This window comes from Acutalibacter sp. 1XD8-36 (assembly GCF_009917525.1).
Lineage (GTDB): Bacteria > Bacillota > Clostridia > Oscillospirales > Acutalibacteraceae > Acutalibacter.
Map to the genome: position 1 here is coordinate 624,353 of NZ_QZDU01000001.1, position 14,169 is coordinate 638,521.

The window sequence follows — 14,169 nt, forward strand, 5'->3', positions numbered from 1 at the left end:
TAAAACGCCGCGGGCATAGAAGCCCGCGGCGCTTTGTTGTCTCCGTAATTATACTGTAAAGCTGTCCTTGAGAATTTCTCCTGCCTTTATACCACTGGGGAAACACTCTTTTCCACAAGGTCTATACAAAATTCTGCGGTCAGTGTAACGCTTTGATTTGTCTCGTCATACGTGATTATTTGAGCGATTAGCTGGGTTACGCCTTCCGGCACAGCCTCCCCTGAATAAGTCAGCCGCCAGTAATGGTCCGGGTCTTCATCGCTGTAGGTTGTTATGCCGGTGTTCAGCGTAATACACCGCCCGTCTTCCGTTAGCAGTCCGATGTCGGAAAATATGCCGGAATCATATCCAGCAAGCTCACGCGGCACGTCCATGCAAATCTCGGTAGTCGCCAGGGAGGAATTGAAATACCTGAACTTTATGTCATTTTGCATTACGGTCTCAGAAATGCTGACCTTTTCATCGTTGAAGGCAACGGTAAATTCAGAGCTTGCCACACCCAGCTCGGTGCTGCCGTACTCGCCGCCATAGCTGTAGTGGGTGGCGACGTATTTTACGCGGATATCCCCGGCTCCTTCCGGGCGGTATTCCCCGGGGATTTTTGTAGAAATGGCGTCGCTTATATATTTTCCGTCCTCCGTCTTTACCCACTCTCTTGAAATCAGTGAAAAATCAAAATCTATCTTCACCCCATTGATGAAAACATCGAAATCCCAGGAGGTATAGTCTGCGTTTGGGTCAGTTTCCGTTTCTATCTCCCCCACGGAATACAGCGTCATGCCGTCATAATAGGCTTCCCTGACGGAGAATTTCAGGCCGCCCTTTTGAGTTGCAGTCACCTCGCCGGTGACCGGCTCCATGTGTTCCGCAATCAGGTCGAGATTGTCTGCGTTATAGTCGCCGGGCTTATCCTTTTGTGTGATGAAGCTGAACAGCCTGCCGAAGGCTCCTGTGGCCCCCACCCCTATTGTTAAGCTCAAAATCAATATAGCAGCTGCTGCAAGTGCCAGCGCGCGCTTTCTTACCTTTTTCCTGTTTATTTTCATGGTATCCTCCATTTCTTCACGGACCCGGCGGTTCTCTGCAAGGATTGCCGAGAGCATACGTTTATCCGCGGGGTCGCCGGGCCCAATCTTATTCAGCGAATCAATAATTTTGCGGTTCTTCATCGAAATCCTCACCTAACCTTTCCCGAAGTATGGCACGTGCCTCATGTAAATAGTTGCGGATTGTAGACTGCGGTTTTTTGAGAAGCTTTGCTATCTCAACACTGGTGTAGCCCTCATAGTAATAGAGGTACACCGCTGTTTTATATCTGTTCGGAAGCTCAAAAACGGTTTTGATAACATCGTCTGTTTCAATATTTTCCAAACAGGGGATATCGCAAAAGTCCTCGATATTTTCGCGTTTGCGCCACCAATGACAGACCATATTTTTGCATACATTCGCCGCTACTCTAATCAGCCATGCTTTTTCGTGCTCTGCAGTTTCAAACGCGGGCCCTGCCTTTATCAGCTTGAAAAAAGTGTCCTGCACCGCGTCCTCTGTGTCGGCAGGGTTTTTCATGTAAGCGAAGCAGACTTGATAGACCGTCTTTTTGTGCCGCTGGTATATTTCCGCAATCTCTTCGTCCGTACGCAACAAAGAGTTTGACATTTCGCTGCCCCCCTTTCACTTATAATACAATATAAGCTGCAAAAGTGTCGGATTTTTTTATTGCAAAATGTCTGCATGCCTAAAAGTTTTCTGTTTTTGCTTTTATCATTGCCATTACAGCACAAATGGTGTATAATATGCACAATACTTCAAGAGGAGGGCAATTATTATGAACTACAGGACGCTGGGCCGCACAGGTCTCACGGTCAGTGAAATTGGCCTTGGCAGTGAGGCCTTTGTTAAACAGACGGTGGAAGATGGAGTGGCTTTAGTCAATGCCGCAATAGGCGCAGGCGTGAACTACTTCGACCTGTTTAATCCCGAGCCCCATGTGCGGGACGTTTTCGGCCTTGCCATGCAGGGGCGGCGCGAGGAGTTCATCATGCAGGCGCACCTCTGCTCGGCCTGGATAGACGGGCAGTACAAGCGCACCAGGGATATGGACCAGGTGAGAGCCGCCTTCACCGACCTTATGACCCGCCTTCAGACAGACTACATAGACGTCGGCATGGTCCACTATGTGGACGAACAGAAGGACTTCGACCAAGTATTCGGCGGCCCGGTCATTGAGTTTGCGAAAAAGCAGAAGGCCGCCGGACACATCAGGCATATCGGCATGAGCACGCATAATCCCCGCATAGCTATACATGCGGTGAAGTCGGGGCTGATTGACGTGATTATGTTCAGTATCAACCCGGCCTATGACATCTGCTTGTGTCAAGCAATCACAAAAATTATTTTGGTTTTGTTAAGTCGGATAGAATACCCAGCCATTGTGAAAAATGGGGGCATTTATCTCGGATAGCCGGAATTGTAAGGAAATCTATCCACATACATGGATCGCCTTTCTGGTAATCAACGGCCCGAAGGAGCCGCTTGGATGGTGCCGTTTCTGCCCCATGGTTGATTTCTTCTGGTGGAATACCCTTTGTCTCCTCGTAAAGCCTGTCTAAACTTTGCTGCTCATCGGGTTCCAGATGCACTTTTTTCAAGACACGGACATCGGTAAATAGCAACGCCTCGAACTCGTGAAGTTGTATATAAGGGATGAAACGGTCAGAGCGTCCCCAAAAGCCAGGGTCAGATGTAATAGCCTTTTTCAGCGCTCCCTCCAAAATACGTACAGACTTCTGATGATCTGGACATCTCATGGCCTGATCATACTCCGGGAAGTCTGTGGGCAGCCGGAAAAAGTCAAACATGGTGGTAACATAGGCGCTTGGATCTTCCCGCAGCCAACGCATTATATCGTTTTTTGCCTTTGCATAGTTTGGCATCCCTCCACGGTATTCTCTCCCTGAGTGCTTGTCGCGTCCGGTAAGGACACAACGGGAATCCAAAATAATGTGCCCGCTGAAATAGCTGTTAAGAGAAGATCTCACGAAAGACATCTCCGTCTGGCCTTCCGCCACCACATTCACGCGTATCATAGAGGCAGCCCTCCCAATACGTTCTTCTCCCACAATTCTCCCAGCGTGTATTCTTCTAACCAGTCACGCAATTCAGATTCTTTATGCCTGCGAAGGACGCTGCACTGGTTGGCCGCGTCATAATCTGCCGTAATCACATCATTGCAGGAAAACTGGTTCAGCAGCAGAGGAGATTGGGTTGACACTATAATTTGAGAGGTTTTGCTTGCCATGCGGATTTCCTTGGCCAACAGCGAAATTGCCATAGGATGCAAGCCGATCTCCGGCTCATCCAGAATGATGGTCATGGGGGCAGTCCGCGACGGCTGTAGAAGCAGAGTAGTGAGGGCCACAAAGCGCAAAGCACCATCTGAAAACTGGTGCGGCCCGAAAATTTCCTCGCTGCCAGCTTGCTGCCAGTTTAATGGCAGCCTGCCATTTGCGTCTGGCTCCAGAACAAAATCGTAGAACTGCGGGAGTACCATGCGAATGTACTCTTTGATGCGTTCATAGTAGGGAACTTCTTCCAAATCTGTCCGCATACGGTACAGGAACGCCGCGATGTTTCCTCCGTCTGAGCGCAAATAGGCATCGTCCGTTGTGTTAGTACTGCTGCGGATGCGGGAGTTGATAGACGTGTCGTTAAAATGGAAAACCTTCAAACGCGCCAGATAGTCCCGCAGGGTTCGGGATGTAGGGTCGTAGGCATCCGCAAGGCCGGATTCATTATGCCCCACGCCATAATCGCTTTCATATGGAGCAAAATGCCATCTGTCCTGATAGGACATACTCTCCTGTGCGAAAAAGAGCTGGTCAGAGACGGATCTTTCCAAGCTGAAAGAATAAGTATCTTCTTTGTCGCCCTCTCCATCCGCTATCACCAGTTGGCCCCGGATCTGCTCTGTATGCTTTGGCCCAACATGAAACAGAGCCTGTGCCCCCTGTTTGGCGACATAACTTCGCAGCCCTCTGGTCATCATATAAGAGACCATCTCTAAAAAGGAGATCAAGTTGCTTTTCCCAGCGCCATTAGCCCCAATGATTATATTGACATCGTGCAAATCGATTTTATTCTTCTCTATATCATCACTATATGAACGATACCCCGCAAGCGAGATCATTCGCAATTTTTCTTGTGCCACGCGGTTTCCTCCTTTGAAAGAAGCCTTTTGTATATTATAGCCGCATTCAAGCACTTTTGCAAGGGTTTCGACTTGTAAAACAGAGCTATCCGACAGAAGGTTTAGTTGGATTAGATTTCAGTTTTTTCATCAAAGCAGCCGCCACTATATTTCCATTCGATCTCCAACTCATCATTATCGAACACAACCACCCGATCTATCGCCCCATACATCTGCTGACGCAGCTGCTCGTCCGAATAGGCCAAGCTGTCTGCCGCCTCCTTTAGAGCCTGCCTACCACTATCTTCTGTAGCCGCTTCTTGGACAAGGCGTTCCTCATCCTGACGCTGCTCCTCCAATTCCTGCCGCAAGTTTTCTTTCTCCTGGAGGAGTGCCGACTTTTTCTGAATGAACTCCTCTTTGGCCAAATCCCCAGCGCGGTACTGCTCATATAGACTGAGGTTCTTGCTGTCCAAGCCCTCCAATTTAGCTGAGATTGCCTTTTGCTGGACTCTGCACTCTTTCAAGGGGTCTTTCTCCGGTGCTTCCCAGTTCTGCTTGTATTGCTCCCCCAGCACCGCCAGATGGGCCTTGTATGCTTCCAACACCACTTTTTCCATGTCGGTACGGCTCCAATGTATCCGGGCGCATGGGGTGTCTTTCTGGTACATCCGGGTGGCGCAGGATAAGTATTCGTCAAGGCCGAAGGTCCTGCGCAGCCGCCGGCCGCAATGCCCGCAGTAGTAAACCAAATCCACACGCTCTTTCCGGGTGGCTTTTGTATGTTTGGGCTTACGGAGGGTAGCGTTGGCCTTCTCATACTCCTCATGTGTTACCAACGGCTCATGGCTATTTTCCACCACAGTCCACTGGGATTTGTCCAGCTTGCGCTGAACCTTCGCCCGGATTGTTGCGTTCTCACACTTAAAATTGACCATCGCCCCAGTATACTTGTAATCTTGAATTATTCTGATCACCGCCTGATGGCTCCACATAGGCGCGCTATGTTGGTCGCTTCTAACTGTTCCCTTATGCTGCTGGGGCGTGGGTACTCCACAATCATTGAGCCTTGCGGCTATTTCTGTGCTTTTTGCGCCGCCTATGGTCCAGTGGAAAATCTGCTGCACGATGGGTGCAGCAACCGGATCGGGTATCATTTCATGCTTTACTCCAGGCTTTTTCATGTAGCCATAAGGGCAGTGGGTCACATATTTACCTTTTGCCATCTTCATGTGCATAGCGGATTTCACCTTATCCGACAAGTCTTGGCTGTACCGCTGGTAAATCAGATTGCGAAACGCCACCTCAATACCGCCGGTAGTGCCGATATACCTGCTGCTGTCGTAGTGGTCATTGATGGCGATAAAGCGCACCTGCAAAAACGGAAAGATGTGCTCAAGATAATCCCCAGCCTCAAGGTAATTTCTGCCAAACCGGGACAGGTCTTTTACGATGATGCACCCGATTTCCCCCGACCGTACCAGCGCCAACATGCGCTGAAGCTCCGGGCGGTCAAAAGCTGACGTTAGATAACGATACTTTTGAAAACACTGGAAAATCAAGGTTTTTCGAGCGACGGACAAGCAGGGTATTGTACTAAAAACTGAATACGACGCAGAAGCGGCGTTTCTTACTCTCTATACGGGAGAACAGGAACGCTGCTTTTTTCATGCCCTTTGTTACGCAGTAGGGGCAGAAAAAGCCTTGCTACAAGCGGTTTTCCGGGCGCGTATCTGGCGCGGAAAGGGATTTATACCTTATCCCCCGAAACCGCGCTTCTACTGCGTAACAAATCCAAAGCAAAGGAGCTATGAACTATGGCAGTTTTCAGAGTGGAACGAAACAAGGGCTACACTGTTATGAGCAACCACCACCTACGCAACAAGGAGCTATCCCTAAAAGCAAAAGGGCTGTTGTCGCAAATGCTGTCACTCCCCGAAGATTGGGACTACACTTTGAAAGGCTTATCCCTTATCAACCGGGAGAAGATAGACGCTATCCGCGAAGCCATTAAGGAGCTTGAACGCACCGGGTATATCGTCCGGTCAAGGGAGCGCGACGAGAAAGGACGCTTGCGGGGCGCGGACTATGTGATATTCGAGCAGCCACAGCCGCCTACGCCGGATTTACCTACATTGGAAAATCCAACATTGGATAATCCAACGCAGGAAAAACCAACATTGGAAAAACCTACGTTGGAAAATCCAACGCAATTAAATAAAGATATACAAAGAACTGACTTACCAAAAAAAGAAAAAATAATTACTGATGAACAAAGTACCCATTCCATTCCTATCCTTTCCCCTAACCCCTCACCTTGCAGAGAAGCGGCTACGCCGCCGGAACGGAAAGGAACGGAAGCGGCAGCACAGAGCGCAGTAGAGATATACCGGGAAATCATCAAGGACAATATCGACTACCACATTCTCAAACAGGACATGAAGTTTGACGGGGACAGGCTGGACGAGATTGTAGACCTCATGCTTGAAACCGTATGCACCGCCAGAAAGCGGGTACGGATTGCGGGGGACGACTACCCGGCAGAGCTTGTGAAGTCAAAGTTTATGAAACTGGACGGCGAACATATCCGCTTTGTGCTTGACTGTATGCGGGAGAACACAACCAAAATCCGCAACATCAAGCAATATCTGAAAGCCGCCCTTTTCAATGCCCCGTCCACAATCGGCAACTACTACACTTCCCTTGTCGCCCATGACATGGCAAGCGGCGCACTGTCACCGAAAAAGCCGCAGTACGGCGACCCGGACTATTATTCATACAACGAGGGCGAAAGCCTGTAAAACAACAAAAGGAGGATTTTATTATGGCACAGAAAATGACAGGAGCATTGGTATTTGACGAGCGCACCGACCGTTACGACATTCGCTTTGACTTAAACAGCTACTATGGCGGGCTGCATTGTGGAGAGTGCTTTGACGTATTCGTGCGGGGCAAGTGGAAGCCAACCCGGATTGAGTACGGCGACAACTGGTATCTTGTGGGTATCAGAGCCGAGGACTTGAACGGGCTGCGGGTGCGTATCTGACCGCCGCCCCATAAAGAAACGCGAAACGTCGTATATCGTCACTGACCCGAAATCCGCTACCTTTTTTATTTTCAGAAACTATCAACACAGCACAGAAAGAATGAGGTATCAGAAATGATTGAGAGCAAGATTAAACGGAGGGAGGAAGAAATCAATGGAAATTTGATAGAAATATTGGTGTGATTGTGGTATTATTGTGACTGAACAAATTTGTAAGATTAAGGAGTATTCAATGAAATCAGAAGTATTTTATAAAAGACCGCTTTTTCCGCGAAGATTGCCGCCGCGCTCCTTAAATCCGGCAAGGCGAATGTGAAGAAGCTCTATTCCCCGAAAACAGGCAAGACCTACGACGGAACTATCGTTTTAGCCGATACTGGTGGGAAATATGTCAACTACCGTATCGAAGTACAGAAGAACTAAAAACTTGAATAGCAAGCATAGGAAGCGGGTACCCACTTCCGTAAATCCCTGTCCTGCCGCTGACGCGCCGGACGGGGATTTTGCTTGTTGGGAAGTTTCCCAAACCCTCTAAAAAAATCAAAAAAATTTTTGGCAAAACGCACCGCCCCGCCGTAATAGGGAGCGTACCCAAAAAGCGCGGCGGTGCGCCGCCATTTCAGAAAGGAGCGAATGAATGGAAAAGAAAAAAGGCTACTCCATGTTTGAGCGTGACAAGTTAGACCCGGCTGACAGTATGCGGATAGAGCGAAATATTTATTTTGAGGAACAGACCGCCGACCTTTCCGGGCTTACCGCCCTGCCCTTAGAACAGTTACAGGCATTACGGGAAGAATACGCGGCGGCTGAACAGGCAGCTTTTGAAGCCTTGCAGGAACAGGCGGCGGCCTGGGACGAACAGGCGGGAAAGACGCTTGCCATTGACAAAGCCATTGAGTATGTGAGGACACCCGAAGCCACGCATACCGCGAACCAGTGGGAAGCTACGGACTATGGGAAGCACATCAGCAACCGCGTCTACCAAATGCGCTACCACATATCCGAGAATACCCGGTATGACAGGGAAAAAGAGAAATCCATTGATTTACAGGGCTTTCCGCGCGTGAAAATCAGAAAGGCGATACTTTATACCTTTACCACCGAAAATGGCGTTCTACTGCGTAACATTCACGAAAACAGCACCCATAAAAAGACAGGGCGCGGAAGTCATATACTGGCTTCCGCGCCCTGTTCTTTTTTTGCCTATCTGACATTTCCCTTTTCCATTTCTTCAAGCGGGAACTGCGGGAGGGCTTCTATCAGCTTCTTTGTGATGGACTGGCGCATATCTTCGTTGATTTCCTGTTTCGTGCTTCCGTCCGGCTGTCTGACCGCTACCGTCGATAGCCTGTCGATTTCGTCCTTGTAGCACTCCACGACTTTCTCCACCGCCCATTTTTCCCCGGCAACGGCGGCGCGTATGGTTTCATATTCCGGCATTTTCTGGTTTTCCATGCTCAACGCTCCTCTGCTTTTTGATAGCCCTATCATAGCACAGCGGCGGGGATTTTGCTATCCTTATCCGCGCTCTGTTCCCTTTTCACGTTCCGGCTGCCTGTCTGCCTGTAAAATGCTGTCAATGTTCTGCTTGATAATATCATATTCCCGGACTTTCTTTTTCAGCTTCCCATAGTCGGCGTAAAGGGCTTCTTTCTGCGCTTGGAGGGCTTCATACTCCGATTGCAGCGCGGCGAGGTTCGGGAGCTTTGCAATGCCCGCCGCTTTCAGCGACCTTGCGGCGGCTTCATGTAGGATAATCGCCTGTTCCTGTCCGGCGCGGTATTTCTCCCTGTTCCTTGCCTTGCGGTATGCGTCATAGACGGGCTTTGTCTTTTGGTAGGTGGAAACATTCTTGATAAGCACCGCCATTTCCGCAAGCCGCTTTTCGGCGTTCTTCAATGCGTCTGCCGCCTGTCCGCTTTCCGCTGCCATTTCCAGGGTCCGGCTGACTAAATCCGCGTACTGCTTAATCTTATGTTCCGTCAAGAAATTCATGGTTTTAGCTGCCTGTTTCAGATTGTGGATTTTCGCCCACTGTTCATAGCCCTTACTCTGCGCCGCCTTGATACTGTTCTCAATGTCGATAAGCAGCGACACGCCGCGCTGTTCTCTGGGAGCTTTCGCCGCTTTTGCCCGTCTGCCCGCTATCCGTTCCCTTATGGCTTCCTCTGTATAGTCTGCGCCGAGGGTTTTAAGGCGTGTGAAGCGTTCCTGTCCGGGGGCGCGGCATGACACATATTTCCCCGGCTTTATCTCATAGCCCGCCGCCTGTAACCGCGTTAGCAATTCCTCAAAACTGGAAACTTGGGGGATAAGCGCGTCAAGGGCGGTTTTCAGCTTGCCTTTCCAACTTGTACCCGTCTTTTCTGCCTGGTACTCCGCATAGCTCTTTCCCTTGCTGCCCTTGCCGGGAACGACGACGGACAAGCCATTCTCCCGGCACAGCTTGTCGCTCATGTTCCGTATGCCGTAATAGCTCCTTTTGTTGGAATTGTATTTATGGTGGTCTACAAAATTCACCGCGCAAAAAATGATATGGTTATGGACGTGTCCTTTGTCAATGTGCGTCGTGAGTACATATTCATGCTGCCCCTTTGTTACCGCGTCGGCAAGCTGCTTTCCGATTTCATGGGCTTTCTGATAATCGACTTCCCCCGGCTCAAAGGACTGTATCAGATGAAAGGCTAAATTGTTCCCCTTTTGGAGTGCTTGGGACAATGTATATTCAAACTCAATATCTGCTGTTTCATAGGAGCAGCCGAAAGAGGACACAAGCATTTTTCCGTCCGTCTTGTCCGGGTTTTCGATATAGTCAAGGGCTTTGCTTAGAGTGCTTTTAACAGGCTTAATCTTTGTAACCGCCATATCTCCGCAAGCACCCCCTTTATTTCCTCTATATCCTCTTGGTATGCGTTTCCCGTCGCGTTTACGCGGCGTGCTATCTGGTTGACGTTGACACCGATTTTCTGTATCTCTGCGGTCATTGCCTTAATGTCGCTATGGTCTATCTGAATGATATACCCGTCAATGGCAATCTTCCGCAGATATGCCGCCATGTTCCGGGTGGGTACGAGCTTCATTTTTTCCAGTATTAAATCCCGTTCCGCTTCCGTCACTCTGAATTTGATTTGCACCGTCCTTTTGCGTCCGTCCATGTGTTCGCTCCTTTCCTTTCCGTTCCGAGGGTTTGGGACACTTCCCAACAAGCCATTTTCAACCGACGAGCCGCAGCGCGGGAGGGCGAAAATACGGAAGTGGGTACCCGCTTCCTATGCTTGCTACGAATGTTTTTATCCTTTAGGCTCTTATCCCTTACTACGGAGAAAAAGCGATTTTGCCAAACTTACGCAAAAGAAAAACGCTGCAATCTCAAAAAAGATTACAACGCTTTCTAAATCCTGTTCAGTTTTAAGCCGGACATTTCTATTCGCCCTCTTTTTCGACTTCGGAAATCTCTTTTGCCGTTGCGGTCACAATCCGTATGCCCGTATCGCTCATACCGTCAAGGAGCGCGTCAAGCTGCCGCCGCTTTGTGTCCTTTACGGCGGGCGTGTCTAACAGGAATTGGTCTACGGATATATGGTAACGCTGTATCAGCTCAAAGAATATCTGTAAACTTGGGTGCTGCCCCTTGTTCTCAATGTTCGCAAGGTAGCGCGGCGAGATAAACATTTCGTCGCCTACTTTCTTGCGGCTCTCCTTACGTCCTTCACGCGCTGCCTTTATCGCTGCCCCGAAAGCCTTGAAGTCATATTTCGGTACTGGTTTTTTGCCATAGTTATTCACCCTATTACATTTTACTGTTCACCTTTGCTTTTGAATATGTCTACGCAGTTCTATTAGTTAGCCAAAATAAATCATATTTTTCTGCCGTGCAATTAAATACCGGCTGAATGTATCTTGACAAGCAGACGCAAAAAGAATATAATACATACCAAACGAATGAAATGGAAGGTGGTAGATACATGGCGCGTAATAAATATCCAGAAATAACCGTTGAGAAGATATTAGAAGTGTCACAGCGGTTATTCATGGAAAAGGGGTACGACAATACTACTATTCAAGATATTGTAAATGAACTTGGCGGACTGACGAAAGGAGCAATTTATCATCATTTCAAGTCAAAAGAGGAAATTATTGACGCATTAGGGGGGAAACTCTTTTTTGACAACAATCCATTTGTTACCGTACAAAATCAGAAGAACCTAAATGGTTTAGAAAAAATGCGTGAAGTCATTAAGTTAAACCACGCAGATAATGATAGGATTGAACTTGGAAAACAGAGTATACCTCTTTTGAAAAATCCCCGCTTGTTGGCTGAACTGGCTGATACAAACAGGAAATTGATTGCCCCTCTTTGGTTGCAACTTATTCAAGAGGGAATAGCGGACGGCTCTATCCAAACCGGGTATGCAAAAGAACTATCTGAACTTTTGCCATTACTTACAAATTTCTGGTTAATTCCCTCTGTCTATCCTGCAACCCCGGAAGAACTGCTTTCAAAGTTTGCATTTATCAAATATTTGTTAGATAGTATGAACTTGCCGATTATTGATGATGAAATTTTCGGTATGGCACAGAATTACTTTGAGCACTTAAACATAGGCGAATAGATAAAATTGCCTTGCAAAAGGCAGTTTTATTTTCAAACTATACATTCATTCGTAAGGTATTATTTTTTAAGCATATACATACCGTCTTAATGTATGAAAGGAGAATAGTATGTCAAAATTAGACCAAAAAATTGAAAATGCTGCAAACAAAATTGAAGTTGCCGCAAATGAAGCATGGAAAAAGCGGTCATTCCGCATTGTATCTAAGTCTATATCTGCTACGGCAGAAATCGGACTGATGATAGGGGCTGCACATTTATCCGAAAAAGGCTATAAATCAGCCGGCACCTGCCTGTTTGGTTTAGGGGCAGTAGGACTTGTCTGCGATATACTTTTTAACAGAAAATAGGAGGACACCGCTATATGATACGATACTTAAAACAATACAAATTCTTGCTTTTCCTTACCGCATTATTTACTGCAATCAGTTCTCTATCTTATGTATTTATTGCTATCTTATTGCAACAAGTTATGGATATTGTAGATATGGGCGATATGGACGGCTTTATTAGAATACTACTCTTTTCTTTAGCCTACTTTGTACTTATGGGAGTATTCATGTACCTACAATCTTTGTTTAGTAAAAAATTTGTCTGTAAAATTATGAAAGCTGTCCGTTCTAAAACCTTTATAGGAATTGAACGACACACGATTGAGGACTACTCAAAAAATAATACTGCTGATTATTTATCCGCAATTACGAATGATGTAAAAATGATTGAAGATAGCTATTTACTGCCCCTGTTGCAAGTTATCCAGTATACGATTATTTTTATAGCTTCCCTTGCTGTAATGATTTACTTTGACATTATCGTTACAGTCTGCGTGATTATCGCAATCGCTATCATGCTTGTTGTACCCAGTCTATTCGGAGGACTACTCTCCAAACGACAGGATAAATATTCTGATATGCTATCCGATTTTACAAACCATGTAAAAGACCTGTTATCCGGTTTTGAGGTTATCAAGTCTTATCGAATGAAAAAATATGTCCTCTCACGATTTGAAATAAGTAACGAGGACACTATAAAAGCAAAATATTCTGTTGACAAGGCGATTGCAGCAAATGAAGCGGTTTCTATGGTGCTTGCGCTTCTTGTTCAAGTGGTTGTTGTTTTTCTTTCTGCATATTTCATTATCATTGGTCGTATCAGTGCAGGAGCCTTGTTAGGCATGGTACAGGTAAGCAGTAACCTTGCAAATCCATTATTGATTATTTTTAGCAATATTCCCAAAATCAAGAGTATAAAACCAATTACACAGAAGCTAAATAACCTTTCAGATTACAAGGAACAGAACACAAATACAAAAAAATCACCCTCTTTCAAAAAAATGATTTATGTAGATGATTTGCATTTTTCCTATGATAAGGAAAACGAAGTCATAAACGGTATTTCACTATCCATTGATAAAGGGAAAAAATATGCTTTTGTCGGTAAGAGTGGGTGTGGAAAGTCTACATTTATTAAGCTGATTGCCGGATATTACTCTGATTTCAAAGGTGATGTACTATATGACGCAGACAGTCTTTCCGTTTTGGATATTGATAAAATAACTGCGCTATCGTCGGTCATTCATCAGAATGTTTATATGTTTGATGAGAGCATTTTTGACAATATTTGCCTACACGAAGATTTCAGTAAAGAAGAATTGCAATCCGTATTGTCTGATAGTGGTTTATCACAGTTTATTGAGCAAGTACCAAACGGACTTAAATATCACGTTGGAGAAAATGGAGATAACCTTTCCGGCGGACAGAAACAAAGAATTGCCGTAGCAAGAGCCTTAATTCGTAAGAAGCCACTGTTGATTTTAGACGAGGGTACGTCTGCTATTGATATGCAAACTGCATATGATATTGAAAGTAGGCTATTGGCAATATCTGATTTAACGCTACTTACTGTCACTCATAATATGAGCAGCGATATTCTTACACTCTATGACGAAATTGTATTTATGGCAGACGGAAAAATAATTGAACATGGCACATTTGAAGAACTTATTACTAAACACGCTGCATTTTATGACTTCTACCAACTAAAGAAGTAGGTATCTTTAGAGGAAAGTTTTTTTGAACTGTACACAATCCTTAAATAATATTATCTGCTCCCTTAACGGGGAAAGAAAAAAACCGTTAGAGGAGCAGATGTTTTTGTATGCCTTTTTATGCAATATCTAATCTATCGGCGGTTTTTGAGAAATCAAAACCGCCGTTTCTTTTTGGCTTCTAATGAAATGACGCGGTATCACTGTTAAAAGCGGCGGCTAAAAGGAGGTAGCCGCCATGAAGCGCATACCCTATCGACAAAATCCGACAATCATTG

General features: G+C 46.4%; 15 protein-coding genes and 1 pseudogene. 7 read left to right on the forward strand and 9 right to left on the reverse strand.

All coding sequences use genetic code 11. The features are described 5' to 3' along the window. Positions 1-86: 86 nt before the first annotated feature. Both D5270_RS03320 and D5270_RS03325 read right to left on the reverse strand, forming a co-directional pair. On the reverse strand, positions 87-1,169 hold the full coding sequence (locus tag D5270_RS03320; RefSeq protein ID WP_166542737.1) for a hypothetical protein: 1,083 nt from the start codon (positions 1,167-1,169) through the stop codon (positions 87-89). Continuing rightward, positions 1,147-1,656 carry an RNA polymerase sigma factor gene (locus tag D5270_RS03325; protein WP_161473622.1) on the reverse strand — a complete coding sequence of 170 codons (510 nt, stop codon included), beginning with the start codon at positions 1,654-1,656 and terminating at the stop codon, positions 1,147-1,149. The genes D5270_RS03320 and D5270_RS03325 overlap by 23 nt, the downstream gene beginning before the upstream one ends. A 169-nt stretch (positions 1,657-1,825) precedes the next feature. Here D5270_RS03325 and D5270_RS03330 point away from each other — a divergent pair, with 169 nt between their 5' ends. Then, entirely contained in the window at positions 1,826-2,461 is a 636-nt protein-coding gene (locus D5270_RS03330; RefSeq protein ID WP_166542738.1) for an aldo/keto reductase, read from the forward strand. Here the strand turns inward: D5270_RS03330 and D5270_RS03335 are convergent. The 3 genes from D5270_RS03335 to D5270_RS03345 all read right to left on the reverse strand — a co-directional run bounded on the left by D5270_RS03335 (position 2,391) and on the right by D5270_RS03345 (position 5,769). Beyond that, positions 2,391-3,086, reverse strand: a complete 696-nt coding sequence (locus D5270_RS03335; RefSeq protein ID WP_166542739.1) for a DUF4276 family protein — start codon at positions 3,084-3,086, stop codon at positions 2,391-2,393. The two genes, D5270_RS03330 and D5270_RS03335, sit on opposite strands and share 71 nt — an antisense overlap. Further along, positions 3,083-4,207, reverse strand: coding sequence for an AAA family ATPase (locus D5270_RS03340; protein WP_166542740.1), 1,125 nt, complete (start codon positions 4,205-4,207; stop codon positions 3,083-3,085). Before D5270_RS03340 ends, D5270_RS03335 begins: the two co-directional genes overlap by 4 nt. 110 nt (positions 4,208-4,317) lie before the next feature. After that, entirely contained in the window at positions 4,318-5,769 is a 1,452-nt protein-coding gene (locus D5270_RS03345) for a recombinase family protein (RefSeq protein ID WP_330587354.1), read from the reverse strand. Between the two features lie 234 nt (positions 5,770-6,003). Here D5270_RS03345 and D5270_RS03350 point away from each other — a divergent pair, with 234 nt between their 5' ends. From D5270_RS03350 to D5270_RS17210, 3 genes are all read left to right on the forward strand, one after another. Next, positions 6,004-6,987, forward strand: coding sequence for a DUF6017 domain-containing protein (locus tag D5270_RS03350; RefSeq protein ID WP_161907921.1), 984 nt, complete (start codon positions 6,004-6,006; stop codon positions 6,985-6,987). 23 nt (positions 6,988-7,010) lie between these two features. Then, on the forward strand, positions 7,011-7,232 hold the full coding sequence (locus D5270_RS03355; protein WP_002569164.1) for a DUF5348 domain-containing protein: 222 nt from the start codon (positions 7,011-7,013) through the stop codon (positions 7,230-7,232). 661 nt (positions 7,233-7,893) lie between these two features. Beyond that, the gene (locus D5270_RS17210; RefSeq protein ID WP_442858590.1) at positions 7,894-8,601 is read left to right on the forward strand and encodes a hypothetical protein; all 708 of its coding nucleotides are present in this window, start codon (positions 7,894-7,896) and stop codon (positions 8,599-8,601) included. Here D5270_RS17210 and D5270_RS17215 read toward each other — a convergent pair. The 4 genes and pseudogenes from D5270_RS17215 to D5270_RS03380 all read right to left on the reverse strand — a co-directional run. After that, positions 8,529-8,723: pseudogene (locus D5270_RS17215) on the reverse strand (helix-turn-helix domain-containing protein); the annotation flags it as partial. The gene D5270_RS17210 and the pseudogene D5270_RS17215 sit on opposite strands and share 73 nt — an antisense overlap. Positions 8,724-8,750: 27 nt before the next feature. Next, entirely contained in the window at positions 8,751-10,097 is a 1,347-nt protein-coding gene (locus D5270_RS03370; protein ID WP_161907922.1) for a relaxase/mobilization nuclease domain-containing protein, read from the reverse strand. After that, positions 10,058-10,387: a plasmid mobilization protein gene (locus tag D5270_RS03375; protein WP_004081247.1), complete on the reverse strand. Its 330-nt coding sequence runs from the start codon at positions 10,385-10,387 to the stop codon at positions 10,058-10,060. Before D5270_RS03375 ends, D5270_RS03370 begins: the two co-directional genes overlap by 40 nt. A 268-nt stretch (positions 10,388-10,655) precedes the next feature. Further along, positions 10,656-11,018, reverse strand: coding sequence for a helix-turn-helix transcriptional regulator (locus tag D5270_RS03380; protein ID WP_120409699.1), 363 nt, complete (start codon positions 11,016-11,018; stop codon positions 10,656-10,658). A gap of 107 nt (positions 11,019-11,125) precedes the next feature. On the opposite strand from D5270_RS03380, the gene D5270_RS03385 reads away from it, so the two are divergent. The 3 genes from D5270_RS03385 (at position 11,126) to D5270_RS03395 (ending at position 13,894) form a co-directional block, all read left to right on the forward strand. Beyond that, a complete protein-coding gene (locus D5270_RS03385) occupies positions 11,126-11,845 on the forward strand; it encodes a TetR/AcrR family transcriptional regulator (RefSeq protein WP_442858587.1) in 720 nt (239 codons plus the stop codon). A gap of 109 nt (positions 11,846-11,954) precedes the next feature. Then, the gene (locus D5270_RS03390) at positions 11,955-12,194 is read left to right on the forward strand and encodes a hypothetical protein (protein ID WP_161907923.1); all 240 of its coding nucleotides are present in this window, start codon (positions 11,955-11,957) and stop codon (positions 12,192-12,194) included. Positions 12,195-12,208: 14 nt separating this feature from the next. Beyond that, a complete protein-coding gene (locus D5270_RS03395; protein WP_161907924.1) occupies positions 12,209-13,894 on the forward strand; it encodes an ABC transporter ATP-binding protein in 1,686 nt (561 codons plus the stop codon). Positions 13,895-14,169: the final 275 nt, after the last annotated feature.